This is a genomic window from Salmonella sp. SJTUF15581, assembly GCF_043356775.1.
Classification (GTDB): Bacteria; Pseudomonadota; Gammaproteobacteria; order Enterobacterales; family Enterobacteriaceae; genus Salmonella; species Salmonella enterica.
On record NZ_JBEUJY010000001.1, the window covers coordinates 40,034 to 66,189 of the forward strand.

22 protein-coding genes and 1 pseudogene are annotated in these 26,156 nt (G+C 53.3%); 10 read left to right on the top strand and 13 right to left on the bottom strand.

What is annotated here, in order from left to right; translation table 11 throughout:
* Positions 1-15: 15 nt before the first annotated feature.
* The 7 genes and pseudogenes from nrfB to ABVN36_RS00135 all read left to right on the top strand — a co-directional run.
* Positions 16-582 (top strand): cytochrome c nitrite reductase pentaheme subunit, encoded by a 567-nt coding sequence (gene nrfB, locus ABVN36_RS00105; RefSeq protein WP_000115063.1) that lies wholly within the window; start codon positions 16-18, stop codon positions 580-582.
* Positions 579-1,250, top strand: a complete 672-nt coding sequence (nrfC, locus tag ABVN36_RS00110) for a cytochrome c nitrite reductase Fe-S protein (protein WP_001278025.1) — start codon at positions 579-581, stop codon at positions 1,248-1,250. The genes nrfB and nrfC overlap by 4 nt, the downstream gene beginning before the upstream one ends.
* On the top strand, positions 1,247-2,203 hold the full coding sequence (gene nrfD, locus ABVN36_RS00115; RefSeq protein WP_023138415.1) for a cytochrome c nitrite reductase subunit NrfD: 957 nt from the start codon (positions 1,247-1,249) through the stop codon (positions 2,201-2,203). Before nrfC ends, nrfD begins: the two co-directional genes overlap by 4 nt.
* Positions 2,196-4,418, top strand: a complete 2,223-nt coding sequence (gene nrfEF, locus ABVN36_RS00120) for a heme lyase NrfEFG subunit NrfEF (RefSeq protein ID WP_023138414.1) — start codon at positions 2,196-2,198, stop codon at positions 4,416-4,418. The genes nrfD and nrfEF overlap by 8 nt, the downstream gene beginning before the upstream one ends.
* The gene (nrfG, locus tag ABVN36_RS00125; protein WP_000083243.1) at positions 4,415-5,035 is read left to right on the top strand and encodes a heme lyase NrfEFG subunit NrfG; all 621 of its coding nucleotides are present in this window, start codon (positions 4,415-4,417) and stop codon (positions 5,033-5,035) included. The genes nrfEF and nrfG overlap by 4 nt, the downstream gene beginning before the upstream one ends.
* 344 nt (positions 5,036-5,379) lie before the next feature.
* Positions 5,380-6,690, top strand: a complete 1,311-nt coding sequence (gene gltP, locus ABVN36_RS00130) for a glutamate/aspartate:proton symporter GltP (protein WP_000793278.1) — start codon at positions 5,380-5,382, stop codon at positions 6,688-6,690.
* A 4-nt stretch (positions 6,691-6,694) separates the two neighbouring features.
* Positions 6,695-6,771 (top strand): annotated as a pseudogene (locus ABVN36_RS00135) (hypothetical protein); the annotation flags it as partial.
* A 76-nt stretch (positions 6,772-6,847) separates the two neighbouring features.
* Here ABVN36_RS00135 and yjcO read toward each other — a convergent pair.
* The 6 genes from yjcO to ABVN36_RS00165 all read right to left on the bottom strand — a co-directional run bounded on the left by yjcO (position 6,848) and on the right by ABVN36_RS00165 (position 12,877).
* Complete coding sequence (yjcO, locus tag ABVN36_RS00140; protein WP_000771454.1) at positions 6,848-7,537, bottom strand: Sel1 family TPR-like repeat protein YjcO; 690 nt, start codon at positions 7,535-7,537, stop codon at positions 6,848-6,850.
* 176 nt (positions 7,538-7,713) lie between these two features.
* Positions 7,714-9,861 (bottom strand): formate dehydrogenase H subunit alpha, selenocysteine-containing, encoded by a 2,148-nt coding sequence (locus ABVN36_RS00145; RefSeq protein ID WP_011233236.1) that lies wholly within the window; start codon positions 9,859-9,861, stop codon positions 7,714-7,716.
* Between the two features lie 365 nt (positions 9,862-10,226).
* Positions 10,227-11,135 carry a lipid A hydroxylase LpxO gene (lpxO, locus tag ABVN36_RS00150; protein ID WP_000457031.1) on the bottom strand — a complete coding sequence of 303 codons (909 nt, stop codon included), beginning with the start codon at positions 11,133-11,135 and terminating at the stop codon, positions 10,227-10,229.
* 257 nt (positions 11,136-11,392) lie between these two features.
* A complete protein-coding gene (gene phnO, locus ABVN36_RS00155) occupies positions 11,393-11,827 on the bottom strand; it encodes an aminoalkylphosphonate N-acetyltransferase (RefSeq protein ID WP_001549776.1) in 435 nt (144 codons plus the stop codon).
* A gap of 151 nt (positions 11,828-11,978) precedes the next feature.
* Complete coding sequence (yjdN, locus tag ABVN36_RS00160; RefSeq protein WP_001131305.1) at positions 11,979-12,422, bottom strand: VOC family metalloprotein YjdN; 444 nt, start codon at positions 12,420-12,422, stop codon at positions 11,979-11,981.
* 119 nt (positions 12,423-12,541) lie between these two features.
* Complete coding sequence (locus ABVN36_RS00165; protein ID WP_000056482.1) at positions 12,542-12,877, bottom strand: zinc ribbon domain-containing protein YjdM; 336 nt, start codon at positions 12,875-12,877, stop codon at positions 12,542-12,544.
* Between the two features lie 467 nt (positions 12,878-13,344).
* Between ABVN36_RS00165 and proP the strand changes: the two genes are divergently transcribed.
* Complete coding sequence (gene proP / locus ABVN36_RS00170) at positions 13,345-14,847, top strand: glycine betaine/L-proline transporter ProP (RefSeq protein WP_000919711.1); 1,503 nt, start codon at positions 13,345-13,347, stop codon at positions 14,845-14,847.
* Between the two features lie 69 nt (positions 14,848-14,916).
* On the top strand, positions 14,917-15,006 hold the full coding sequence (gene pmrR, locus ABVN36_RS00175; protein WP_000844399.1) for an LpxT activity modulator PmrR: 90 nt from the start codon (positions 14,917-14,919) through the stop codon (positions 15,004-15,006).
* 7 nt (positions 15,007-15,013) lie between these two features.
* Here the strand turns inward: pmrR and pmrB are convergent, their stop codons facing one another.
* The 7 genes from pmrB to melR form a co-directional block, all read right to left on the bottom strand.
* On the bottom strand, positions 15,014-16,084 hold the full coding sequence (gene pmrB / locus ABVN36_RS00180; protein ID WP_001212189.1) for a two-component system sensor histidine kinase PmrB: 1,071 nt from the start codon (positions 16,082-16,084) through the stop codon (positions 15,014-15,016).
* Positions 16,085-16,093: 9 nt separating this feature from the next.
* Complete coding sequence (gene pmrA / locus ABVN36_RS00185) at positions 16,094-16,762, bottom strand: two-component system response regulator PmrA (protein ID WP_000697899.1); 669 nt, start codon at positions 16,760-16,762, stop codon at positions 16,094-16,096.
* A complete protein-coding gene (eptA, locus tag ABVN36_RS00190; RefSeq protein WP_000919290.1) occupies positions 16,759-18,402 on the bottom strand; it encodes a phosphoethanolamine transferase EptA in 1,644 nt (547 codons plus the stop codon). The genes pmrA and eptA overlap by 4 nt, the downstream gene beginning before the upstream one ends.
* A gap of 133 nt (positions 18,403-18,535) precedes the next feature.
* Positions 18,536-19,873 carry an arginine/agmatine antiporter gene (gene adiC, locus ABVN36_RS00195; RefSeq protein WP_000093130.1) on the bottom strand — a complete coding sequence of 446 codons (1,338 nt, stop codon included), beginning with the start codon at positions 19,871-19,873 and terminating at the stop codon, positions 18,536-18,538.
* Positions 19,874-20,012: 139 nt separating this feature from the next.
* Positions 20,013-20,774, bottom strand: coding sequence for an AraC family transcriptional regulator (locus tag ABVN36_RS00200; RefSeq protein WP_001217083.1), 762 nt, complete (start codon positions 20,772-20,774; stop codon positions 20,013-20,015).
* Between the two features lie 297 nt (positions 20,775-21,071).
* Positions 21,072-23,339: an arginine decarboxylase gene (gene adiA / locus ABVN36_RS00205; protein ID WP_001542850.1), complete on the bottom strand. Its 2,268-nt coding sequence runs from the start codon at positions 23,337-23,339 to the stop codon at positions 21,072-21,074.
* 232 nt (positions 23,340-23,571) lie between these two features.
* Entirely contained in the window at positions 23,572-24,504 is a 933-nt protein-coding gene (gene melR / locus ABVN36_RS00210; protein ID WP_000106992.1) for a transcriptional regulator MelR, read from the bottom strand.
* A gap of 268 nt (positions 24,505-24,772) precedes the next feature.
* Between melR and melA the strand changes: the two genes are divergently transcribed.
* Positions 24,773-26,128 carry an alpha-galactosidase gene (gene melA / locus ABVN36_RS00215; protein ID WP_001728428.1) on the top strand — a complete coding sequence of 452 codons (1,356 nt, stop codon included), beginning with the start codon at positions 24,773-24,775 and terminating at the stop codon, positions 26,126-26,128.
* Positions 26,129-26,156 lie beyond the last annotated feature (28 nt).

The following is a 26,156-nucleotide window of genomic DNA, read 5'->3' on the forward strand; positions in this document are numbered from 1 at the left end:
TGTAATGGAGTGAATATGAGCGTATTACGTTCGTTATTAACTGCTGGGGTGCTGGCGTCAGGCCTGTTCTGGAGCCTGAGTGGAATTACTGCCACGCCAACGCCGCAGGAGTCGGATCAACGCTGGACGGTCACCCAGCAGCGTAATCCGGATGCTGCCTGTCTGGACTGTCACAAACCGGACACCGAAGGTATGCACGGTAAACATACGGGCGCTATCAACCCGAACAATAAATTGCCGATAACCTGTACCAACTGCCACGGTCAACCGTCGCTTCACCACCGTGAAGGGGTGAAAGATGTGATGCGTTTTAACGACCCGATGTATACGGTAGAGCAGCAGAACAGCGTTTGTATGTCCTGCCACTTGCCTGAACAACTGCAAAAAGCGTTCTGGCCGCACGATGTTCATGTTACTAAAGTGACCTGCGCCAGTTGCCATTCCCTGCATCCGCAGCAAGACACGATGCAGACGCTAAACGAGAAAGGGCGGATCAAAATATGCGTGGATTGCCACAGCGATCAGCGTACTAACCCGCACTTTAACCCGGCGTCCGTTCCGTTGCTTAAGGAGCAGCCATGAGTTGCACCCGACGTCAATTTATTACCCGCGTCGGCGCGCTGGCGGCGGTCAGTGGGATGGCAGGACGCGTTGTAGCGAACACGTTGAATATTAATGGCGTGCGTTATGGCATGGTACACGATGAGTCATTATGCATCGGCTGCACGGCCTGCATGGATGCCTGTCGGGAAGTCAACAACGTGCCGGAAGGCGTATCGCGCCTGACGATTATTCGCAGCGAGCCGCAGGGGACGTTTCCTGATGTGAAGTATCGCTTCTTCCGCCACTCGTGCCAGCATTGCGACCATGCCCCCTGCGTTGACGTCTGCCCGACCGGCGCATCATTCCGCGATGCCGCCAGCGGTATTGTCGACGTGAACCCGGACCTTTGCGTCGGCTGCCAGTACTGCATTGCCGCGTGTCCCTACCGCGTGCGCTTTATCCATCCGGTCAGTAAGACGGCGGATAAATGCGATTTCTGCCGGAAAACCAACCTGAAAGCGGGCAAACAGCCCGCCTGCGTTGAGTCATGCCCGACGAAGGCGCTGACGTTTGGTAATCTGGACGATCCCAACAGCGATATCTCCCGTTTGTTGCGGCAAAAAACTACCTATCGCTACAAGCTGGCGCTGGGCACAAAACCGAAGGTCTACCGCGTTCCCTTTAACTATGGGGAGGTGAGCCAATGACATCCGCTTCTGCATTTCATTTTGCATCACTGGTGTGGGACTGGCCCATCGCCATCTATCTGTTCCTGATTGGCATCTCCGCCGGACTGGTTACGTTGGCGATTCTGCTGCGCCGCTTCCATCCGGAGGCGGGCGGTTCGGACAGCACGCTGCTGCGCACTACGCTGGTGTTAGGGCCGGGGGCGATTATTCTTGGTCTGCTGATTCTGGTCTTCCACCTGACGCGCCCGTGGACCTTCTGGAAGCTGATGTTTCACTACAGCTTTACCTCGGTGATGTCGATGGGGGTGATGCTGTTCCAGCTTTACATGGTGGTCCTGATACTGTGGCTGGCGAAAATCTTTGAAAAAGAGGTGATTGCCCTGCAGCAGCGTTGGCTGCCGCGGTTAGAGATCGTGCAGAAAGTGTTGGCGCTAATAATGCCGTTTCATCGCGCGCTGGAGACGTTAATGCTGGGGCTGGCGGTTCTGCTCGGGGCGTACACCGGGTTTCTGCTGTCGGCGCTGAAATCTTACCCGTTCCTGAATAACCCGATCCTGCCGGTACTATTCCTGTTCTCCGGGATTTCCTCCGGCGCGGCGGTGGCGCTGATCGCCATGGCGTTACGCCATCGTAGCAACCCGCACAGCACCGAAGCGCGCTTTGTGCATCGCATGGAGGTTCCGGTGGTATGGCTGGAAATTTTCCTGCTGGCGGCGTTCTTCGTCGGTCTGGCGCTGGGCGATGACGGCAAAATGCGCGCGCTGGCGGCGGCGCTGGGCGGCGGATTCTGGAGCTGGTGGTTCTGGCTTGGCGTCGTAGGGCTGGGATTGATTATCCCGCTGCTGCTGAAACCCTGGGCAAATCGTAGCGTCACGTTTCACGGCGTGCTGGCCGTTTGCGGCGCCAGTTTGACCGGCGTGCTGCTGCTGCGCTTTTTCATTCTTTATGCGGGACAGCTAACGGTTGCATAATCTGGACATCTTCCTTCCTGAAGCCGGATTTCTGGCGCTGTTGTTGAGTCTCGGGGTCAACGTGCTGACCCCGCTGGCGACGTGGTGCGGGATGGGGCTGCACTGGCGCGGCGTCATGCGCCTGACGACCTGCGGCGCGTGGACGGCGTTCACGCTGCTGCTACTGGCGTTTGCGATTCTGGTTAGCTGTTTTCTGACCAGCGATTTTTCGGTCGTTTATGTTGCGCAGCATAGCCATAGTCAATTGTCATGGGGACTGAAACTGGCGGCGGTATGGGGCGGTCATGAAGGCTCTCTCCTGCTGTGGGCGCTGCTTCTTTCGGGGTGGACGGCGCTATTCGCCTGGCGCTCCCGGCATGAATCTGACGCGCTTTTTCCGCTGACCCTGAGCATCTTGTCCCTCATTATGGCTTCGCTGCTGCTATTTATTGTGCTGTGGTCCGATCCGTTCCTGCGTATTTTCCCTCCCGCCATGGAAGGGCGCGACCTTAATCCCATGCTGCAACATCTGGGGCTGATCTTACATCCGCCGCTGCTCTATCTGGGTTATGGCGGCCTGATGACCGCGGCGAGCGTAGCGCTGGCCTCGCTACTGTGCGGCGGCTTTAACGCGGCAACCGCCTGGGTGTGCTGGCGCTGGGCGTTACCCGGCTGGTGCGCTCTGACGCTGGGGATCATTCTCGGATCGTGGTGGGCGTATTGCGAACTGGGCTGGGGCGGCTGGTGGTTCTGGGACCCGGTGGAAAATGCCTCATTGTTGCCGTGGCTTGCCGCCAGCGCGTTGCTGCACAGTCTGTATGTCAGCCGCCAGCGCGGGAGCTTCCGTCACTGGTCGTTGCTGCTGGCGATACTGACGCTGATCCTCTCGTTGCTGGGAACGCTGATTGTGCGTTCCGGCATTCTGCTCTCCGTCCATGCTTTTGCGCTGGATAACGTGCGCGCGGTGCCGCTGTTTACCCTTTTTGCCGCGTTAAGTCTGGCATCGCTTGCTCTGTACGGCTGGCGGGCGCGGGAGCCGTATCCGGCGACGCGTTTGGGCGGCGGAAAGCACGAAACGCTCATTCTGGCGACGCTGCTGCTCCTTAGCGCCGTCTTGTTGATCGTGCTGGTCGGGACGCTCTACCCCATGATTTATGGTTTGATGGGCTGGGGAAGGCTTTCGGTGGGCGCGCCCTATTTTAATCGCGTCACGCTGCCGTTTGGCCTGCTGATGCTGGTGATTATCGTGCTGGCGACAATCAGAAGCCGCAAAGTCTCTGTGCATCGTCAGCTTCCGGCGTTGCTGGCGCATATGGGCGTATTTATCTTCGCCGCCGGGATCATGGTTTCCAGCGGCAGTCGGCATGAAATCAGCCTTAACCTCAGCCCCGGTCAGCAGGTGGTACTGGCGGGCTATACCTTTTGTTTCGAGCGTCTGGATCTGGAGGCCAAAGGCAACTACACCAGTGAAAAAGCGCGGATCACGTTGTGGCGGAATGAAAAACGCATTGGCAGCCTGCAGCCTGAAAGGCGCTTCTATGCCGCGCGTCGTCAACAGATGATGGAGCCGGGGATTCACTGGAACCTGCTACATGACTGGTACGCGGTGATGGGCGAAAAAACCGGACCGGATCGTTACGCCATGCGCTTATACGTGCAGACCGGCGTGCGCTGGATCTGGGGAGGGGGATTGTTGATGGTGTGTGGAGCGCTGCTGAGCGGATGGCGGGGGAGGAAGCATCCTGAGTTATTGCCTGATGGCGCTGCGCTTATCAGGCCTACGAATGAAAAGCATGGTAGGCCGGATAAGGCGTTTACGCCGCCATCCGGCAAGACGATGTTACTTGTGGCTTTTCTGATTTTTCTGCCTTTTACCACCCACGCCCAGGTGGTGGATACCTGGCGCTTTGACAATCCGCAACAGCAGGAAAAAGCGCTGTCTATTGCCAGTCAACTGCGCTGTCCGCAGTGTCAGAACCAGAATTTGTTGGAATCCAATGCGCCCGTGGCGGTCAGTATGCGCCATCAGGTTTACAGCATGGTGGCCGAAGGTAAAAGCGAAGCGGAAATCACCGCCTGGATGACCGACCGTTATGGTGATTTCGTACGCTACAACCCGCCGTTGAATGAGCAAACGCTGCTGTTGTGGGCGCTGCCGTACCTGCTGTTATTGCTGGTGGGTGTGGTGGCCTGGCGGGTGAGAAAGCGTCAGCACGCAGGAGAGGGGGAACAATGAGCCAGTCTGAACACTCCACTGTGCCGTTACGTCCCATGCCCGTAAAGCGTCTGGCGGCTGCGGCGGTGTTGATGGTGGCTGCCTGTGTCGGCGGCTATCTGTTGACGCCGAAATGGCAGGCTGTGCGTAGCGAGCAACAGCGTCTGGCCGATCCGCTACGTGACTTTACGAACCCGCAAACGCCAGAGGCGCAGCTTTCCAGGCTGCAAGAAAAAATCCGCGCCAATCCGCAGGATAGCGAGCAATGGGCGCGGCTGGGCGAGTATTATCTCTATCGCAATGCGTATGACAATGCGCTGCTGGCATATCGTCAGGCGTTGCGTCTGCGAGGCGATAACGCGCAGCTTTTCGCCGCGCTGGCAACGGTGCTGTATTACCAGGCCGGGCAACATATGACGCCTGCGACGCGTGAAATGATTAATAAAGCGTTAGCGCTGGATGCGACAGAAGTGACCGCGCAGATGCTGCTGGCGGCGGATGCGTTTATGCAGGCGGATTATGCGCAAGCCGTGTCGCTGTGGCAAACCTTACTGGATGCCAACTCGCCGCGAGTGAACCGCGCGCAGCTGGTAGAGGCCATTAATTTGGCTAAATTGTTACAAAATCGGCAGAAATAATTTTTTCTTTTTTGTGACTTTTGTCATGTGTGCTGTTTAAAAAAACGGCGAATGAGACACAAGTAAAAATTAATTACCTCAGTGTATTATTCGTTTTTGACGAAGTAAAAAACTTTCCATAACAAATAGTTATTCATCATTAACGCCATAAACTCGCGTTATTATGCATAAAAACAGCCAAAAGCCCTGTTATGAAAGGGTTGCGCAAGACGCTATGCAAATGATACTGATTATGCGCGTTAAAAAACTCTACAAACCAACGCAACACAAATCATACCCTTTCAGTATGTATTGCTCTCATGCTTTCGGCGGAGAGCAACGCTTCATCGAGGAAGTCTGTTGTTATGAAAAATTTGAAAGTCAGCCTGGCCTGGCAAATTTTGCTGGCTATGGTGCTGGGCATTCTGTTGGGCAGCTATCTGCATTATCACAGTGACAGTCGTGAATGGCTGATTGCCAACCTGCTGTCGCCTGCTGGCGATATCTTTATCCACCTGATTAAAATGATCGTCGTGCCGATCGTGATCTCGACTCTGATTGTCGGCATCGCCGGCGTTGGCGATGCAAAACAGCTAGGCCGTATCGGCGCCAAAACCATTCTCTATTTTGAACTGATCACCACGGTGGCGATTATCCTCGGCATTACGCTGGCGAATGTCTTTCAGCCAGGTTCAGGCATTGATATGTCGCAACTGGCGACCGTCGATATTTCGAAATACCAGAACACCACGGCGGAAGTACAAAGTCATGCGCATGGGCTGATGGGGACGATACTGTCGCTGGTGCCGACCAATATCATCGCATCGATGGCCAAAGGGGATATGCTGCCAATTATCTTTTTCTCGGTCCTGTTTGGGCTGGGGTTGTCGTCCCTGCCGGCAACTCACCGCGAACCGCTGGTGACGGTATTTCGTTCCATCTCTGAAACCATGTTTAAAGTCACCCATATGGTGATGCGCTATGCGCCAGTGGGCGTTTTTGCGCTGATCGCCGTCACGGTGGCGAATTTTGGTTTCGCGTCGCTGTGGCCGCTGGCGAAACTGGTGCTGCTGGTACACTTTGCCATTATCTTCTTTGCGCTGGTGGTGCTGGGCATCGTGGCGCGCCTGTGCGGGTTAAGTATCTGGATTCTGATTCGCATTCTGAAAGATGAATTGATTCTGGCGTACTCGACCGCCAGCTCCGAGAGCGTGCTGCCGCGCATTATCGAGAAGATGGAAGCTTACGGCGCGCCAGCCTCTATCACCAGTTTCGTGGTACCGACCGGTTACTCATTTAACCTCGACGGCTCCACGTTATACCAGAGCATCGCCGCCATTTTTATCGCGCAGCTATACGGTATCGACCTGTCGTTGTGGCAGGAAATTGTACTGGTGCTGACGCTGATGGTGACGTCGAAAGGGATTGCCGGCGTGCCTGGCGTTTCCTTCGTGGTGTTACTGGCGACGCTGGGCAGCGTGGGCATTCCGCTGGAAGGGCTGGCGTTTATCGCCGGTGTCGACCGTATCCTCGACATGGCGCGTACTGCGCTAAATGTGGTGGGGAATGCGCTGGCGGTGCTGGTGATCGCCAAGTGGGAACACAAGTTTGACCGCAAAAAAGCGCTGGCCTACGAGCGCGACGTGCTGGGCAAATTTGATAAGACCGCCCAATAACGGATTGCCGGATGGCGCTTTGCTTATCCGGCCTACAGCGAAAGAGAATGTAGGCCGGATAAGGCGTTCACGCCGCCATCCGACAACCTGCTCCGGGTTGCCTGATGGCGCTACGCTTATCAGGCCTACAACGACTACGTTCATCAGGCAATAAACATCAGCCATTTGTTAGCGTTTCGAACTCTTCGCAACCGGTATCAAACCCTTCCAGACAGCTTAGATTCAACCAGTGCAACGCCTTCTGCTTATTCTTTTCAATAAAGCCCGGTTCACCGTTTAAAAACATCATTCCCGCCCAGTATTCTGAATAGCCGGTACGGGAAATGGCGGAACTGCGTTTGAAATACCAGGCGGCTTTTTCATCATCGGCGGCAATGCCCACGCCGTTGGCGTAAATCAGGCCAAGCAACATTTGCGCATCCACCGCGGAGTCGTTATCCAGATCTTCAGAGGCCTTTTGCAGCAGCGAGATGGCTTTTGGGTAGTCCGGACGCCCGGCCTGGGTGTTGACCAGGATCCGCGCCAGCGTAATTTCTCCCGCTTTACTGCCCGCGTTAGCCGCCTTTTCAGCCAGCTTTTTCGCGTCGGGATAATCCAGGCTTACCGGATTAGTGATTTTGATTTGCGCCAGTAGCGCACAGGCGTCGGCGTCGCCACTGTCGGCGGCTTTTTGCGCCCAGTATTCAGCTTTGTTCAAATCGCCATAGCTCAACCAACTGTCGGCCAGAAAATATTGTGCGCGTCTGTCACCTGCCTCTGCTGCCTGCAAATACTGGCTACCCGGCTCAGGATCTGCGGCATGGGCAAAGAATGTCATAAACAACATCAATGCAAGAAGTAGTTTCATTTTGAATTTTATTTAGGGTACGGAAAAGACAGTATAAAGAGATCGTATGGATAAAAAAACAGCCTCCGGACGGAGGCTGTTATAGGGAAAATGCCTGATGGCGATACTAATGCATCTTATCAGGCCTACAGTAGACGCAGGCCGAATAAAGCATTCTGATGCCGCCATCCGGCAGATCAACCCATTGCGCTTTCGCGCAGGCGGGTTTTCAGCTTGTTGTACTCATCAATCACATACTGCTCGGCGGCTCGCTGATCGGCGATCGGCTCAACGCGTACGGCGCAGTATTTGTACTCCGGCGTTTTGGTAATCGGGCTGAGGTTTTCAGTCACCAGCTCGTTACAGGCGCCAATCCACCACTGGTAGGTCATGTAAATCGCCCCTTTGTTTGGGCGATCGCTGACCTGCGCGCGGGTGATGATTTTGCCTTTGCGCGAATGAACCCACACCAGCGCTTCATCTTCAATGCCCAGACGCGCGGCGTCGGCGGTATTGATTTGCGCATAGCCCGGTTCATCGGCCAGCGCGGCCAGCGCCGCACAGTTACCGGTCATTGAGCGGCAGGAGTAGTGGCCGACTTCGCGCACCGTCGACAGTACCATCGGGTACTCTTCGGTGAGTTTATCGATAGGCGCTACCCAGTCGCAGGTGAAAAACTGCGCCAGACCGTTGGGGGTATCGAACTTCTCTTTAAAGAGGTACGAGGTTCCCTGATCGGCATCCGACGTGTCGCGGCACGGCCACTGGATATAGCCCAGCTCGCCCATTTTCTCGTAAGTGGCGCCGTAGAAATCCGGGCACAGATGACGCAACTCATCCCAGATCTCCTGGGTGTTGTTGTAGTGCATCGGATAGCCCATCCGGGTGGCGATTTCACTGATAATCTGCCAGTCGGTTTTCAGGTCCCACTTCGGTTCAACGGCTTTAAAGAAGCGCTGGAAGCCACGGTCAGCCGCAGAGAAGACGCCTTCATGCTCGCCCCAGGAGGTGGAGGGTAAAATCACATCCGCCGCCGACGCGGTTTTGGTCATGAAGATATCCTGCACGATGACCAGTTCCAGATCCTCAAACGCTTTACGTACTGCAGAGAGTTCCGCATCGGTTTGCAGCGGATCTTCACCCATAATGTACGCCGCGCGCACTTCGCCATGCGCCGCACGGTGCGGCAGCTCGCTGATGCGATAGCCGGTATGCGCAGGCAGACTTTCTACGCCCCAGGCTTTAGCGAACTTCTCGCGGTTTTCCGGGAACTTAACGTACTGGTAGCCCGGATAAGTATCCGGCAGCGCGCCCATATCGCACGCGCCCTGAACGTTGTTCTGGCCGCGAACCGGGTTAACGCCCGCGCTTGGCTTGCCGAGGTTGCCGGTCAGCATCGCGAGGCTGGTCAGTGAACGCACGGTTTCCACACCCTGATAGAACTGGGTGACGCCCATACCCCACAAGATCGCTGCGCTTTTCGCGCTGGCATACATCCGCGCCGCCTGACGAATCTCCTGTGCGCTCACGCCAGTGATCTCTTCGACGGACTCCGGCGTATAGCCTTCGACAATCTTACTGTACTCTTCAAAACCTTCGGTACGGCTGGCGACAAACGCTTTGTCGTACAGGTTTTCTTCAATAATGACATGCCCCATGGCGTTGAGCAGCGCGATATTCGAGCCGTTTTTCAACGCGATATGCATGTCAGCGATGCGCGCGGTTTCAATTTTGCGCGGATCGCAGACGATAATTTTCGCCCCGTTGCGTTTAGCGTTAATCACATGATTCGCCACGATAGGGTGGGAATCCGCCGGGTTATACCCGAAGACGAACACTAAATCAGTGTTATCAATTTCGTTGATCGCATTACTCATTGCGCCGTTACCGACCGATTGGTGCAGACCTGCAACCGATGGGCCGTGTCAGACGCGAGCGCAGCAGTCAACGTTATTGGTACCAATAACGGCGCGTGCGAATTTTTGCATTACATAGTTGGTTTCATTTCCGGTACCGCGAGAGGAGCCGGTTGTCTGGATTGCATCCGGACCGTACTTCGCTTTGATGGCGCTCAAACGTTCAGCGACGTAATTGAGCGCTTCATCCCAGGAAACAGATTCCAGTTTGCCGCCACGCTGGCGACGGATCATTGGGGTTTTCAGGCGCGGGGTCAGGATCTGGGTATCATTAATAAAATCCCAGCCGTAGTAGCCCTTCAGACACAGGGTACCCTGGTTGGTTTTCCCCTGCGCCGCCTCAGCCCGGACGATTTTGCCGTTATCGACCACCAGATTGATTTTGCAACCTGATGCGCAATACGGGCAAACCGTGACGACTTTTTTCATCGGTTTCGCTCCAGTTAATCAAATCGCGCATACGCGCTGTCGCCCTCAGTATGCATGTTTTATGCCACTTTTTTAGTATGGGCTTTCCCTGATATTACGGGCGAATTTTGCTCAAAACCCTGACGAAAAACAGGCTATCGTCAGTTTTGACGTGTCGAAAGAAAATGCCGCATGACATTTATTATGGGGAGAAACGCTGAGCGCGGGCCAGATAGGGCGGAGCCGCCATCCGGCAATCTGCTCTGCCTGAAGTGGGGGTTTTTAATAAATTACCCGGATGGATAGACTCAAGGCCAGGGAACGCGTTGAGACTAACGCCAGGATAGAACAGGCCGCGGCAGGCAGTTCCATACCGCGGCCCGGCTTCAGAGGAGGCTGAAAAGGATTATCGCGGCAAAAATAGCGGCAATAACGAGATATTTCAGCGCGTAATAGAGAGTGCGGTTTTTCTTTTTCAGCCGTTGCCCGGCATCGCGTGCTGCGTGAACGTATTTAAAGATGCGATTAATCGCACCGGTGCGATCGTTCTCGTCGTTTGGCGAACTGGCGGCGGACATCAACGATGCGCCGACCCAGTGGTTTACGCTCTGCGCCCAGCGCCATTTCATTGGGCGCTCAATATCGCAAAAGAGGATAATACGCGTCTGCTCAGTTTTATTTTCCGCCCAATGAACGTAGGTTTCGTCGAAGATGACGGCTTTGCCGTCGCGCCAGCTATGGCGCTGTCGATCAACTTCAATAAAACAGCGGTCGTCATTCGGTGTGCTTAATCCAAGATGGTAACGTACTGAACCGGCATAGGGGTCGCGATGTTTTCCCAGATAGGCCCCGGGAGGCAACTCGGCGAACATCGCCGCTTTAATAGAGGGGATGCTGTTGACCAGCTTTGTCGTTATCGGGCATAACGTTTCCGCCGACGGGTGGGCATCGGAATACCATTTAAGGTAAAACCGTTTCCAGCCGCGCTTGAAAAAGGTGTTGAATCCGGCGTCGTTATTGGCCTGCGCGGCTTTTATGTGATGCTGAAGCCGTAGCGCCTCTTCACGAATCACCTGCCAGTTTTCCGTCAGCTTCTGCAGCTCTGGAAATGCCGTGGTATCAAAGTACGGCTGCTTTGCCGGTAACGTTGAGAAGCGAGTCATGAACATATTGATCGGCGCCATAAACGTCGAGTGGTCAAAGAGTTGACGGGAAAGTTTTTGTTTTTCCACACCGCGTGAATGCGCATAAATGACGCTGATAATAAAAATACCGATAATGATTGCTGCGAACATAACGTCACTGTCCTTCTAAGAAAACCTCATCCCGGGATTTTCAGGCAACCCTCCCGGTGATGCCAAAGAGAAAAGTGTAGTTCGTTGACAATAAATTTACATTTCTACAACTTAAAAGGGCCATTTTTGCTAAAGAAGCGAGTCAGCCCGTTTAACCTTTATCCAGGCTTGCCGACAGTAGAATTGAGATGGCTCCGCTACTTCACCCGGTGACGGCTGATTACGTTATGCCTTATCTCCTGATGACGGCTGCCAGATCACAATGCTTTCGTAAACCGAAAATGACTTTGCTTGTAACCTTCGCGAAGATAAAAACGGTGTGCATCGCGGCGTTTAATATTTGTGGAAAGCTCCGTTAGCTCCGCACCCGCCTGACGTGCTTCTTCTTCTGCCCAGGCCAGAAGCTGACTGCCAACTTTTTGTCCCCGCATCTGCGGTAATACCACCAGCTCCTGAATTTCGCCAATCCAGTTGGCATGATGGAGATGAAACTGCATATGCAGGCTGATCATGCCGACTACCTCTCCGTTGCGCAGCGCTAAACGATAATGAACGTTGGGGTCCAGTAAATTAGCGGCAAATCCATCCCTGAAAGCCTGATAATCAAGCTCATTTTTAAGTAACTCACAGATAAGCGCGTAAACAGAATCGGTATCCTCTGTTGTCGCGTGGCGTAATTCACAGACTGGCATAATGTCCTCCCGACGCTTCATCAGGATCAACCATCTTTCGCCAGAATGTAGCAAACTATCGTCATGATTTATTCTATGGCAGCTAAACGGCGGATAACGTGCAGCCAAAGATCACTCTGATGGCAAGGGGGAGGGCGAGCCTCCCGGGGAGTTAGGTGGCAGGCTGATGTTTAACCACGTTAATCATCCACGGCACACCGAAACGATCGCTGACCTTGCCGAAACCCTGTGCCCAGAAGGTCTCCTGCCAGTCCATTTCGATTTGCCCTTGTGCGGCAAGGTTATCAAACCAGCGCTTCCCTTCTGCTACATCCTGGGTATCAAGCACCAGCGTAAAGCCGGAATAATGCGCCGTTCCCGACGGGCTGGCATCACTCATCATGATATCGCTGCCGGCAATGCGCATGTTGGCGTGGGCGATAGCAGTATCGGGAAAGCGCATTCCTGACGGGCAGCCCTCTTCGTTATCCGCCGCCGAGGGGGGCATTTCACCGAAGCTGAGTTTATAAAGCAGTTCTGCGCCTAACGTTTGTTGATAATACGCGATGGCGTCGGCACAATTGCCGGCAAAAGAGAGATAGGGACTTAACGGCATGATGGTTACCTCAGATAAGAGATGCTCGTTAAGTGTAGTTCGAAATTGGCACAATATTGTCGGTGGCAGGGCCGCTCAGGCCCGGTAAGCGAGGCGCTACCGGGCAATGACACGGTAAATCAGTTCTTTTTCACGAACTCGGATTTCAGTTTCATCGGGCCAAAACCATCGATTTTGCAGTCGATGTTATGGTCGCCTTCAACCAGACGAATGTTCTTCACTTTAGTGCCGATTTTCAGCATGGAAGAGCTGCCTTTTACTTTCAGATCTTTCACGATGGTGACGCTATCGCCGTCCGCCAGCAGGTTGCCGTTGGCGTCTTTGACAATCAGTTCATCGCTCTCCTGAGCGGGTTCCGCATCGTTCCATTCGTGAGCGCATTCCGGGCAGATGAACATGCCGTTATCTTCGTAGGTATATTCGGAGTTACATTGCGGGCAGTGGGGTAATGACATGTTGGTATCCTCAAAAAGTCAGCGGGGGCAAACGCGCCCAAAAATGGCAGATCGCCGAAAAAGGCCGCAATTATACACAAAATCCTTAGCGTTGTCGGGACTATTGCCGCTTTTATAAAAGGGTCTGCGCCACGCCAGTCAGCAATGGTTTACACTCAAATAACCGCTTTTTTACTGTCACCACAGCGCATTAGGGCGTCCTTATTTACACCTTTTGACCGAATTGACATATATGTGTGAAGTTGATCACATATTTAAACCCTGTTAGGGTAAAAAGGTCATTAACTGCCCATTCAGGCGTCAACAGGTTCGGTTGTACAGTCCGTAACCGGACAGTGTAAGTAAACCTGCTACGCTTGTATGAGGGATAGCGTTCGCGCCCCTCCCTCCGCTCGACGGCGACGCTGGCGCGGTATGCCAGTGCCCGCCGTATATAGCGCTACAGGGCTTAGCCTATGAGGACAGCTATGCTGAAAAGGAAAAAAATAAAACCGATTACACTGGGCGATGTGACCATCATTGATGACGGTAAACTTCGCAAAGCGATTACCGCCGCCTCGCTGGGCAACGCGATGGAGTGGTTTGATTTTGGTGTTTATGGATTTGTTGCCTACGCGTTGGGTAAAGTCTTTTTCCCCGGCGCCGATCCCAGCGTCCAGATGATTGCCGCGCTGGCCACGTTTTCCGTTCCCTTCCTGATTCGTCCGCTCGGCGGGTTATTCTTTGGTATGCTCGGCGATAAATACGGGCGCCAGAAGATCCTGGCGATCACGATTGTGATTATGTCGATCAGTACCTTCTGTATCGGGTTAATCCCCTCTTACGCGACGATCGGTATCTGGGCGCCAATACTGTTGTTGCTGTGTAAAATGGCGCAGGGCTTCTCGGTTGGCGGGGAATATACCGGCGCGTCGATCTTTGTCGCGGAATATTCGCCGGATCGTAAACGCGGATTTATGGGAAGCTGGCTGGATTTTGGTTCCATCGCCGGGTTCGTGCTGGGCGCGGGCGTGGTGGTCTTAATCTCAACGATTGTCGGCGAGGAGAATTTCCTTGAGTGGGGCTGGCGTATTCCGTTCTTTATCGCCTTGCCATTGGGAATTATCGGTCTCTACTTACGCCATGCGCTGGAAGAGACGCCAGCGTTTCAGCAGCACGTGGATAAACTGGAGCAGGGCGACCGCGAAGGGTTGCAGGATGGGCCGAAAGTCTCCTTTAAAGAGATTGCCACCAAACACTGGCGTAGCCTGTTGTCATGTATCGGTCTGGTGATTGCCACCAACGTGACCTACTACATGCTGCTCACCTACATGCCGAGCTACCTGTCGCATAACCTGCACTATTCTGAAGATCACGGCGTGTTGATTATCATCGCCATTATGATCGGGATGCTGTTTGTGCAGCCGGTGATGGGGCTGCTGAGCGACCGTTTCGGTCGTCGTCCGTTTGTGATTATGGGCAGCATTGCGCTGTTTGCGCTGGCGATCCCGGCCTTCATCCTGATTAACAGTAACGTTATTGGCCTGATTTTTGCCGGTTTGTTGATGCTGGCGGTGATTCTGAACTGCTTTACCGGGGTGATGGCCTCGACATTGCCGGCGATGTTTCCGACGCATATTCGTTACAGCGCGCTGGCGGCGGCTTTTAATATCTCTGTATTGATTGCCGGTCTGACGCCAACGCTGGCGGCCTGGCTGGTGGAAAGCTCGCAGGATCTGATGATGCCGGCGTATTATTTGATGGTCATCGCGGTGATAGGCTTGGTTACCGGTATTTCCATGAAAGAGACGGCCAATCGTCCGTTAAAAGGCGCAACGCCAGCGGCGTCGGACATCCAGGAAGCGAAGGAAATTCTGGGCGAGCATTACGATAATATTGAGCAGAAAATCGACGACATCGATCAGGAAATCGCGGAGCTGCAGGTCAAACGTTCGCGTCTGGTACAGCAACATCCGCGTATCGATGAATAAATTTCGCGCTTAAGGTTCGCTTAATCTCTCGCGGGCATACTCTCCTCCATACCTTTGGAGGAGAGCGTCATGAAAAGCTATATTTATAAAAGTTTGACGACCCTGTGTAGTGTGCTGATTGTCAGCAGTTTTATCTATGTGTGGGTCACGACGTATTAAACGCCTGTTATGCCTTTTTCAACAGCACCCAGGCACGGGTGCCTGTTCTTTCCGTACGGTTTTGCAGGAAAAACTGTCCCTGATGTAGCTGGGTGATGCGGCTGACGATACTCAGCCCCAGGCCAATTCCGCCATAACGGCTGTCCATCCGCACGAACGCTTCGCTTAGCTTCCCGCATTTGCTTTCATCAATACCCGGCCCCTCGTCTTCGACCGCCATAATAGCGTCGGGGTCGGCGCTAATGTGGATAGTGATATGGGTTCCTTCAGGGCTATAGCGATGCGCGTTTTCCACCAGATTTCGCAGCAGCATACGCAGTAACGTCGCGTCACCGCGCACCACCACGTCCGCCGCGCTTTCCGGCAGCAACAGAGTTTGCTGGCGCGTTTCCAGCATGGTGTTCAGCTCATCGTAGGAGGGGAGGATCACATCTTCCAGCAGTTTTACTTCCTGATAATTCCCGGAAGAGAATGACTGGCCCACGCGCGCCAGTTGCAGAAGCTGGGAGACGCTATCCATCATCTGGTCAAGACGGGCGATAAGCGGCGCGACATCAACATTGTGGGTTTTTGACAATAATTCCAGGTGCAAACGCACCCCCGACAGCGGCGTGCGTAGCTCATGGGCCACATCGGCGGTAAAAAGGCGTTCATTGTCGAGCGTGGTGGTCAAACGCGTAACCAGTTGATTGATCGCCGAGACGACGGACTCAATCTCAAGCGTGGAGCTGTGAATGGCGATCGGCGCCAGATTATCCGCCGTCCGCGCTTCCAGCTCTTTTTGCAGTTCGGCGAGCGGACGGGTAATACGCCGTACCGCCTGGTAACAAATTAGCAGCGTCAGGCTAACCATAAATACGCCGGGGACGATCAGGCTGGCGACCGCCTCGCGAATTTCGTGCATGATATGGCGATCGTTATTGCGATTATCCCGCAGCGCCTGCTCGAACAATTGGATTTGCTCAGTGCTTTCATGCCATAACCAGAAGGTACTGATTAACTGGAACACCAGCAGAATAAGACCAATTGTCAGCATTAAACGCTGGCGAAGGGTCATCGCTCTTCGCTGAAAACGCATCAGGCTCACTTAGCTTTCCTCAGTGGCAACCAGCATGTAGCCAAACCCGCGAACCGTGCGAATGCGCGACTTGCCGACTTTGTCGCGCAAATTATGTATATGCACTTCCAGAGTGTTGGTCGAGGGTTCGTTATCCCAGTTGTAGATATCGTTATAAAGAATTTCCCGGTGCACCGGACTGCCTGCCTTGAGCATCAACCGTGAGAGCAACGCGTACTCCTTAGGCGTCAGGGTCAGCTCCTGTCCATCCCTCCATGCCTGATGGCGGCCTATATTGAGCGTCAGATTGCCAACCGTCAGTTCACTTTCACCCTGATTATTATGGCGGCGCAGCAGCGCGCGGATGCGGGCGTGCAACTCCTCCAGGGCGAAGGGTTTAACCAGATAATCATCTGCGCCGACATCCAGCCCGGTAATGCGGTCATTGAGCGTATCGCGGGCGGTCAGAATGAGTACCGGCAGGGTGTATTTTTTCTGTCGGATTCGCGTCAGGAAATGCAGGCCATCCTCATCGGGCAGCCCTAAATCCAGCACCATCAGACTGTAATGACCAGACTCCAGACTATGCTCGGCGGCACGCGCTGTCGAAACGCCATCACACGCATAGCCTTCGGTTTGCGCGGCGAGTATTAACCCCTGTAATAATAGCGTGTCGTCTTCAACAATCAGTATCTTCATTCGCTTAGTCTCCTGCACGGTTGCAGAATATCATCTGCGGCCTGGTAATACGTCGTTTGTACGCCGGTTAATCCCAGCATGGTTGAGAAAAGATTGTCCTGTGAATAATCCAGCGTGCTCGCCCGTTTTTGCAGGCAGGCCTGATCCACCTGATAACGCTGTTGATAATCTTTAGAAAGCCAAATGAGCATCGGGACATGTTTTTGCGTATCCGGCGCAATGGAATACGGCAGACCGTGTAAATAAACGCCATTTTCACCCAATGATTCGCCGTGATCGGAAAGATAGACCAGGCTGGTGGTGAATTTATCCTGATGAGATTTCAGCAGGTTAATGGCTTTATCTACAATATAGTCCACGTACAGCACGGTATTATCATAGGTGTTGATCAACTGCTGTTGGGAACAGTTCTGAATTTCGTTAGTGTCACAGGTTGGGGTAAATTTTTTAAACTGCGGTGGATAACGGTTGTAATAGGTTGGGCCGTGGCTGCCGATGGTATGTAATACAATAACGCCATCGCCTTTCAAATGGTCGATATAGTCTTCCAGACCGTGAAATAACACTTCATCGTAGCACTCGCCGTCGATACATTGTCCGGGCAGGTTTAGCTCGGTGACATTTTGATGCGGAACGCGATCGCATGCGCCTTTACAGCCGCCGTCATTATCATTCCACAGTACGTTAATCCCCGCGCGCTGGATAATATCCAGCAGCCCTTCCTGGTGATGCGCCAGCTCTTCGTCATAATGTTTGCGCGGCATATCAGAAAACATGCAGGGAACGGAGATCGCGGTCGCCGTACCGCAAGAGGTGGTATGCGGGAAATAGATCACATCGTCTTTCGCCAGCCGCGGATTGGTGTCGCGCGGATAGCCGCCAAGAGAGAAATCATCGCCGCGCGAGGTTTCGCCAACGATGAGAATCGTCAGGTTTTTGCGATCGCCTTTCAGCATTAATGGATTGCGATGGGCATCCTCGCCAATGCGTACCAGCGGCAAATTCGCCAGCCGTTGATGCGAATACCATGACCAACTGGCGACAATACTGTTCGATGGGCTTAACGCTTTGATCAACTGTTTATTATTTCGAAATAGCGAGGCGTAATCTTTATAGAAAAAGGCGGCGACCAGAATAACTAATAAAATAGAGATCAGGACGCTGGCCAGGCGGTAAAGCCCGCTACGTAAGCGCGGCGTCGCCGGACGGATTTTGACCCAGAAGGCAATCACGGCTGCCAGAACGCCGCTTAATCCCAGAGTCAGCACCATTTGCGGCGTCATCAGCGCAAAGGTTTCCGCGGGCGTGGTATCCATCATATTGGCGATCATGGAGCGATCGATGATGATGCCGTAAGTCAAAATAAAATACTGCGCGGCAGCGCCGACCAGAATAAAAACGCAGGCCAGCAGTCGGTTTAGCCAAATAAATGAGGCCAGCGTCAGCACACTATTGACCACGCTAAACGCGACGACCGGCATGGAAATAAACACCAGCACATTGCGCAGCGAGTTTAACGGTAGGTCTTGTAGTACCTGCTTGTAGAACGCAATGTTCAGGCAGACGGCAATATAAAAGGAAAAAAGCAGAAGCCAGGCGATTTGCCCAAGAACAGGTCTTTTAAGAAAGCGCTTTAACATGTTGATGCGTCCATCGATTCGGTGACGCTAATCGTGACAAAGTAAAATTAAGTGAACCTTAAGAACTTAATGTTGGTGGCGGCCGGATAACCTGCGCTATCCGGCCTGTTGCGATAACATTAACTACACGTGGTCAATCCTGTTTAACCGGCGCATCCAGCGGATACGGGTTTTTGTGAATGCGGTTGTAGTTCAACGCATACAGCGCGGTGATCACCATCAACGTGACGAACGACCACATCACTTCTTTGGCGCCGGAACCGATGACCGCCCAGATGCAATACACAAACGCGACGAAGGTAATCAGCAGATACAGCGGGCGCGCTTTACCAAAGTGACCGTGGCCCAATAGCAACAGCGCGGCACAGGTGTAAAGATAAGGCACCAGGGTGAAGATAACCGACACGGAGGAGACCAGACCAAACTCTTTCGCGGCGTTCGGCGACATACTGCTGAACTGGAAGATAGTCATCAGCACGCCGACGATAAGCAACCCAGCCACTGGCGTACCGGCTTTATTAACCCGCGCGAAGATCGGCGGGAAGAGACCATCGTCCGCCGCCGCTTTTGCGGTTTGACCGGCAAGCAGCGTCCAGCCGCCGAGAGAGCCCAGGCAACCTGCTGCCGCACAGAAGGAAACAATAGCCCCTGCGGTATCGCCCAGCGCCATACGCGCCGCGTCACCGAAAGGCGATGCCGACACACGCAGCGCCGCGTTGGGGATCATCCCCATAATCGCCGTTGTGGAGAGCACATAGCAGACGGCGGCGATCAGTACCCCGCCGATGGTGGCGATAGGCACGTTGCGTTTCGGGTTTTTGACCACCCCGGCCGCAACGGAGGCGCTTTCTACCCCGATGAATGACCACAGCGTAACGTTCAACGTGCTTTGAATCGCCCCGAAGGTATTCATGCCGCTCACGTTCCAGGCCGCCATATAGGTTTCGCCTTTAAACCAGAACCAGCCGAAGACCGCAATCCCTACGATAGGCACCAGCGCCAGTACGGTGGCGACGGCCTGTACGCGGGTAATCATTTTCGGCCCGACGATGTTCAGCAGAACAAAAATCCACAGCACCGCGACGCAGGTAAGCGTTAATACCAGCGGATCTTTCAGAATCGGGAAGAAATAGCTCAGATAGCCGACGCCGATAACGACCATCGCGATATTACCGATCCAGCATGCCAGCCAGTACAGCACGTTCGTTTGATAGCCCAAAAACGGCCCGAAGCAGCGGCGTGCGTAGGCATAAGAACCGCCGGGACTGGGATCTAAGGACGACATTTTGGCATAAACCATCGACAGCGCCAGGGCGCCGATGATAGTGACCAGCCATCCGTAGATTGCAATCCCGCCAGTGGCCGCCAGGTTGGCAGGGAGTAAGAATACCCCTGAACCCATAATATTCCCCGATACCATTAAGGTGACGGGGATTAGGCCCACTTTGTGAGCATCAGCATCCGAAGACATAATTTGGACTCCTGAAAAGGTGACTTCGTTACGATAAATTACGTCGTATCATACCCCCTCAGAATGCCGCTGAATTATGTCGGAGACGGGTTATCGCCAATGCTGTTATTATCGTGTCTTATCGTTGAGTGTAGAAAAATTAGGCAGCCGATCGTTCCCGATGTTGGCTAACATAATGCAGGGGGGTCATACCATAAAACTCTTTAAACACGGAAATAAAGTACGATGTGCTGTTATACCCACACAGCTGTGAGACTTGAGAGATATTCTTTCCGTCCATTAATAATTGGTTTACGGCATAACGCATTCGGCAGGTCGTGATTATTTGGCTATAACTGGTATTCTCGTTTTTGAGCTTTTTCTTTAACAAGCTTGGACTCAGGCACAGGCAGCTGGCAACGGCGCTCAGATTCCAGTCTTTATGAATATCGCTCTGAATGATGTGGTAAACGCTGTCACTGATGCGGCTGCGCAGCATGTGCATTAACAAAGAAATAAATTTTTTGTGGTCAAGAAAGCGGGATAAAACGGTGAAAAGGAGCGCACGGGTACGTTCACTAACAATTTCATCCGGTGTTTCCATCGCGCTGTAGCGGGCGGCGACCCTGAAGATATCCGGCGTCAGACAGTTGGCGGTCAATAAGGGATCGGCGTTGCGTTGCCAGACGGGAAGGTGTGAGAGATCTTTATTCAGGAATTGTAAATAGTCTTTAATATTATTGCGACTCACTTGTATTACTAGCACGCTATTTAATGATGAAATGTCAATAACGTTATTTTCACAAGCCAGAATGGCCATATAATTCGCTTTTAAACTGATTGGCTCCTTACCATTTACTCGTAACCATGTATCTTTTTCGGTTAATAACACTATGCAAGGCTCGTTGCTGCAAATCCTCATACCCGAACTCCTGGAATATGAACATAAAAGACCGGATCTCGCCAAACGGGAGAGATAACGGGGACTGAGTCAATTGTGTGATGAATTGAAACTGCACTAAAATAACTTTCCTGAATAATATTACAATATTTGTACGATGAATTAGGGTGTACAAAAAGTTGTACGCGAGTGGCAACTTGTCATTTTTGTATAAAAAAAGCGCGGGATGGGGCCCGCGCAAAAAGGTATGACAGTATTATTGTTTTGCAGCAATACTCAGGGAATACATGCCATCCTCAAAAAAAAGACTCTTTGTGATTAGGCTTTCACGCACATAACGTGATATACGCCATCAATAATTTCCGTGCCTTCGGTTTCATGCTCAAAGCCAGGGAAGTGATGATCCCAGGATTGCAGTGAGCGTAAGTAACCCACCTGCGGACTGTTTTCATCGCCAAAGTTTTCGCCGGAGAGCAGCATCGGGATTCCTGGCGGGTAAGGAATAACGGAGTTCGCCGCGATGCGACCCGGTAGATTTTCAATCGCCACCATTTCAATATTGTTGTTCACAATCGCGTTGTAGGCGTCGCGCGGGGTAATCTCCGCAACCGGCAGGGTGGAATAGGCGGCGTTGAGACGGGCGCCCGGGTTATTTTCACGTAGCCAGGCAAACATTTTATCGCCCAGGTCATGAATACCCATGTTCGCGTAAGTGTCAGGATAATCCTGCACCAGTTCCGGCATCACCTGCGCCAGCGGCGTATTCGCGTCGTAATGATGTTTGAAGGAACACAGCGTGTTGATCAGCGTTCCCCATTTCCCGCGAGTGACCCCCATGGAGAACAGGAACATAATCTGAAAGTCGGTGGTGCGGGTCGGCACGATACCGTGGCGGCCAAGCCATGCTGTGACCAGCGCAGCAGGTACGCCGGATGCTTCCAGTTCGCCATCGTCGCCCATACCCGGCGCCAGAATACTGACTTTAATCGGGTCCAGCATACTCCAGTTATCCGGCAGGTCTTTAAAGCCGTGCCAGGTTTCCCCGGGGCGCATGACCCAGCAGTTCTGGTCGGTTGCCAGCAGTTTTGCCGGCGCGTCGGCGAAGTCATACGTTTTACCGGTTTGTGGATCGGTGACGACGTCTTTATTCCACGGTTTAAAGAACCAGTCGCCTTCATCGGTAAACTCTTTATAAAGACGCGCCATCGCCTGACGGAAATCAACCGCTTCGTCAATCACCTCTTGAGTCAGGGACAGGCCGCTGTTACCGTCCATCATCGATACCGCCACATCGTTGGATGCGCAGATGGCATATAACGGAGAGGTGGTGGCATGCATCATATATGCCTGGTTGAAGCGGGAGAAATTCACCGCGCCACGGCCTTCACGGACATGAATGTAGGAAGCTTGTGAAAGCGCATTCAGTAGTTTGTGCGTGGAGTGGGTGGCAAACACGGTCGGACCGTTATGGTCGCCTGGCTCGCCGCGCATCGCGTAGTGATCGCAATAAATCGGGTTGAAGCGCGCATAGCCGTACCATGCTTCGTCGAAGTGAATGCGATCGCTGGTTTTTGCCAGCAGATCCTGCGCCTCTTTGGCGTTATAGCATACGCCGTCATAGGTACAGTTGGTCACTACGCTGTAAGACGGTTTCTGTCCGGCTTTAGTTTTGGTCAGTGGGCTGGCGCTGATTTTTTTCTGCAAGGTTTCAGGCTGCATTTCCTGCGGGTAGATTGGCCCGATAATGCCGTAACGGTTACGGCTTGGCACCATATATACCGGTTTGGCCCCGGTGAGGATCAGCCCCTGTTCGATGGATTTATGGCAGTTACGATCCAGTACAACGACATCATTATCCGTCATACAGGCCTGCATAATAGTACGGTTAGAACCGGAGGTCCCGACAACCACGGACCAGGAGCGGTCAGCACCGAATACGCGGGCGGCATTTTTCTCGCTTTCGCCAAACGCGCCGGTATGGTCGAGGAGTGAACCGAGCGTGGTACGCTCAATCCCCATATCGCTGCGGAACAGGTTTTCGCCATAATAATCGTGATAAAAGCGACCGGCAGGCGTTTTAGTGAAACCGACGCCGCCCTGGTGTCCCGGCGCCGCCCATGAATATTCATGAATGTCGCTGTATTTCATCAACGCGTTAAACAGCGGCGGTAACAGTTGCTGGCGATACCGGGTCATGGCGGCAACGGCGCGTCCGGCGATAAAGTCAGCGGTGTCTTCCAGAATCCAGGCGAATTCATCGACAAGCTCCAGCAGGTCGCGGTCCAGCGATGCCGTCGCTTTTTCCCTGTCGCCTAACAGGAAAACGGGCACGTTTTGCTGACGCTCGTGAAGCTTACCGATCAATTGCCTGACGCTCAGGTGCTCATCCGGTTGTTCCATTTGGTAGCTAAACATCAGACAGTCAATGGCTTCGTTCGCGGACAAGATGGCATAGCCGTCATCGAAGGATGTCGATTTAATGACGGTAACATTTTGTTGGCTCAAGGCATCCGCCAGACGCTCAACCGCGTTGCCAACCCAGGTGTCCTGATGCAGAAACTCACTTTCAACAATTAATACTTTCATCATCTTTTACCCGGTTGTGGAGGCCGTGCAATTTACGCCTTGCCGACCCGCCGTATGAATGTGACGTGGGCAAGTATTACCCCGTCAAATAGGGGGTGTAAAGTGATGGAATAATGGTCAGTTATTGTTATTATTGTTTAATAAACAATGGGTTAATTATTGATAGCGAGCGATTTCACCCGCCGTTTATCGACAGGTGAATTATTTTTTTGGCTGATAGTGGTATCCGGCTTTAGCCGGGCATCGTCTGGCGTCGTTGCTGACTTAGCTTGCGGTATTGTTGCGGCGACATACCGACAAATTTGCTAAAAGTACTGTAAAAACGGCTGCTGGATCGGAACCCGGCAGTCAGAGCGACATCGAGGATCGTTTTGTCAGTATCGCTCAATAAGGCACGTACGTGATTGATGCGCATCGCCGTGATGTACTGCTTCATCGTCAATTGCATAACCCGCTGGAATATTCCCATCGCGTAATTAGCATTGAGTTTGACATGCTCCGCGACGTCGTTAATGGTGAGCGCCTGATCGTAGTTATCGGCAATAAATCCCAGCATCTGGCTTACGTAAAACTGCGCATGGCGTGAGACGCTATTCTTGTGGGTGCGTGATGTTTTATTGAGCAAAATGGGTTGCCAGCCGGAAAGGCTAAAGCGTTTAAGCATCAGGCCGATTTCATCGATCGCCAACTGGCGAATTTGCTCATTCGGGCTGCTTGTTTCCTGCTGCCAGCGCAACACTTCAAAGGTGCTAAGCTGCTGGGTCGCCAGTGATTTAACCACCATCCCGTGCGTGACGTGGTTGATAAGATCGCGATCCAGCGGCCAGGAGAGAAACAGGTGCATCGGCAAACTGAAAATCGCCATCTGGCGGCAGTTGCCGGGGCGGGTAAGCTGGTGTGGCGTACAGGCCCAAAACAGGGTGATATGTCCCTGCTTTATCTGCACGACTTCATTGTTGATTAAATACTCCACATCGCCGTCAAACGGAACATTCACTTCTACTTGCCCATGCCAGTGACTGCTGGCCATTCTGTGCGGCGGCCTCAGTTCAACGTCCAGTCGTTGATATTCGGAATAGAGCGACAGCGGGCTACGGGTTTGCTTTTCATCGCCGTTGCACATGTGCGGGTCGGGCGGGAGGAGGGATATTGCTTGCGTACTCATCGTCACTCCATTTCCTGAATTATCAGAATTATGCCCCTTTAGCCGGGAGGAAACCGGGAATCCGGACACAGAATCCGTCGATATTGTAGAGCGTAGCCTGACTATCAGGCCGAATACTCTGCTTTTTACGCCATTTTGTCCCAAAAACTCAGATCTTCCGCGCGCCAGCATACGATCTGAGTTTTCGGGAATGCTCATCGGGGAAGACGGAGGTTTTCACCGGGAACGCGTGCCACCATGAAGGTGTTCACTACTGTTCTGGAGAGTCATAATGACGGCACCCAAAATTACCTTTATCGGCGCAGGTTCTACGATTTTCGTCAAAAATATCCTCGGCGATGTGTTTCACCGCGAGGCGCTAAAATCAGCGCATGTCGCCCTGATGGATATTGACGAAACCCGGCTGGAAGAGTCGCACATTGTGGTACGGAAACTGATGGACTCAGCGGGCGCTTCTGGCCGGATTACCTGCCATACCCACCAGAAAGCGGCGCTACAGGATGCGGATTTCGTGGTGGTCGCCTTTCAGATTGGCGGCTATGAACCCTGCACCGTGACCGATTTTGAGGTTTGTAAGCGTCATGGCCTGGAACAGACGATCGCCGATACGCTGGGGCCGGGCGGCATTATGCGCGCGCTGCGGACCATCCCGCATCTGTGGCGGATTTGCGAAGACATGACGGAAGTCTGCCCGAAAGCCACCATGCTCAATTACGTCAACCCGATGGCGATGAACACCTGGGCGATGTATGCCCGTTATCCGCATATCAAACAGGTCGGCCTGTGCCATTCGGTACAGGGAACGGCGGAAGAACTGGCGCGTGACCTGAATATCGATCCCGCCTCGCTGCGCTACCGCTGCGCCGGCATTAACCACATGGCGTTTTACCTCGAACTGGAGCGCAAAACGGCTGACGGGACTTATGTCGATCTCTATCCTGAATTGCTGGCGGCCTATGACGCCGGACAGGCGCCGAAGCCCAATATTCACGGCAATGAACGCTGCCAGAACATTGTGCGCTATGAGATGTTCAAAAAGTTGGGCTACTTCGTCACCGAGTCATCAGAGCATTTTGCCGAGTACACGCCGTGGTTTATTAAACCGGGACGCGAAGATCTGATTGCGCGCTACAAGGTGCCGCTGGATGAATATCCGAAACGCTGCGTAGAACAACTGGCGAACTGGCATAAAGAGCTGGAGGAGTATAAAACCGCCGAGCGTATCGACATCAAACCGTCCCGCGAGTACGCCAGCACCATTATGAACGCTCTGTGGACCGGCGAGCCGAGCGTGATTTACGGCAATGTGCGTAACGAGGGGCTGATTGATAACCTGCCGCAGGGAAGCTGCGTGGAAGTGGCTTGTCTGGTGGATGCCAACGGCATTCAACCGACGAAGGTGGGGACGATCCCTTCTCATCTGGCGGCGATGATGCAGACCAACATCAACGTGCAAACGCTGTTGACCGAAGCCATCCTCACGGAAAACCGCGATCGCGTGTATCACGCGGCGATGATGGACCCTCATACCGCAGCGGTGCTGGGTATCGAAGAAATCTATGCGTTGGTTGACGATCTGATCGCCGCGCATGGCGACTGGCTTCCGGCCTGGTTACGCCGTTAATCTCCAGCCGCGCTGGACGGCAGATCCG

Coding starts and splice junctions, on each gene's coding strand:
- pmrR (WP_000844399.1), top strand. CDS start 14,917: ATGAAAAGCTATATTTATAAAAGTTTGACGACCCTGTGTAGTGTGCTG.
- melR (WP_000106992.1), bottom strand. CDS start 24,504: ATGAGTACGCAAGCAATATCCCTCCTCCCGCCCGACCCGCACATGTGC.
- pmrA (WP_000697899.1), bottom strand. CDS start 16,762: ATGAAGATACTGATTGTTGAAGACGACACGCTATTATTACAGGGGTTA.
- yjdN (WP_001131305.1), bottom strand. CDS start 12,422: ATGCCGTTAAGTCCCTATCTCTCTTTTGCCGGCAATTGTGCCGACGCC.
- nrfB (WP_000115063.1), top strand. CDS start 16: ATGAGCGTATTACGTTCGTTATTAACTGCTGGGGTGCTGGCGTCAGGC.
- nrfG (WP_000083243.1), top strand. CDS start 4,415: ATGAGCCAGTCTGAACACTCCACTGTGCCGTTACGTCCCATGCCCGTA.
- nrfC (WP_001278025.1), top strand. CDS start 579: ATGAGTTGCACCCGACGTCAATTTATTACCCGCGTCGGCGCGCTGGCG.
- nrfD (WP_023138415.1), top strand. CDS start 1,247: ATGACATCCGCTTCTGCATTTCATTTTGCATCACTGGTGTGGGACTGG.
- lpxO (WP_000457031.1), bottom strand. CDS start 11,135: ATGTTCGCAGCAATCATTATCGGTATTTTTATTATCAGCGTCATTTAT.
- eptA (WP_000919290.1), bottom strand. CDS start 18,402: ATGTTAAAGCGCTTTCTTAAAAGACCTGTTCTTGGGCAAATCGCCTGG.
- adiA (WP_001542850.1), bottom strand. CDS start 23,339: ATGAAAGTATTAATTGTTGAAAGTGAGTTTCTGCATCAGGACACCTGG.
- proP (WP_000919711.1), top strand. CDS start 13,345: ATGCTGAAAAGGAAAAAAATAAAACCGATTACACTGGGCGATGTGACC.
- phnO (WP_001549776.1), bottom strand. CDS start 11,827: ATGCCAGTCTGTGAATTACGCCACGCGACAACAGAGGATACCGATTCT.
- gltP (WP_000793278.1), top strand. CDS start 5,380: ATGAAAAATTTGAAAGTCAGCCTGGCCTGGCAAATTTTGCTGGCTATG.
- pmrB (WP_001212189.1), bottom strand. CDS start 16,084: ATGCGTTTTCAGCGAAGAGCGATGACCCTTCGCCAGCGTTTAATGCTG.
- ABVN36_RS00165 (WP_000056482.1), bottom strand. CDS start 12,877: ATGTCATTACCCCACTGCCCGCAATGTAACTCCGAATATACCTACGAA.
- ABVN36_RS00200 (WP_001217083.1), bottom strand. CDS start 20,774: ATGAGGATTTGCAGCAACGAGCCTTGCATAGTGTTATTAACCGAAAAA.
- adiC (WP_000093130.1), bottom strand. CDS start 19,873: ATGTCTTCGGATGCTGATGCTCACAAAGTGGGCCTAATCCCCGTCACC.
- yjcO (WP_000771454.1), bottom strand. CDS start 7,537: ATGAAACTACTTCTTGCATTGATGTTGTTTATGACATTCTTTGCCCAT.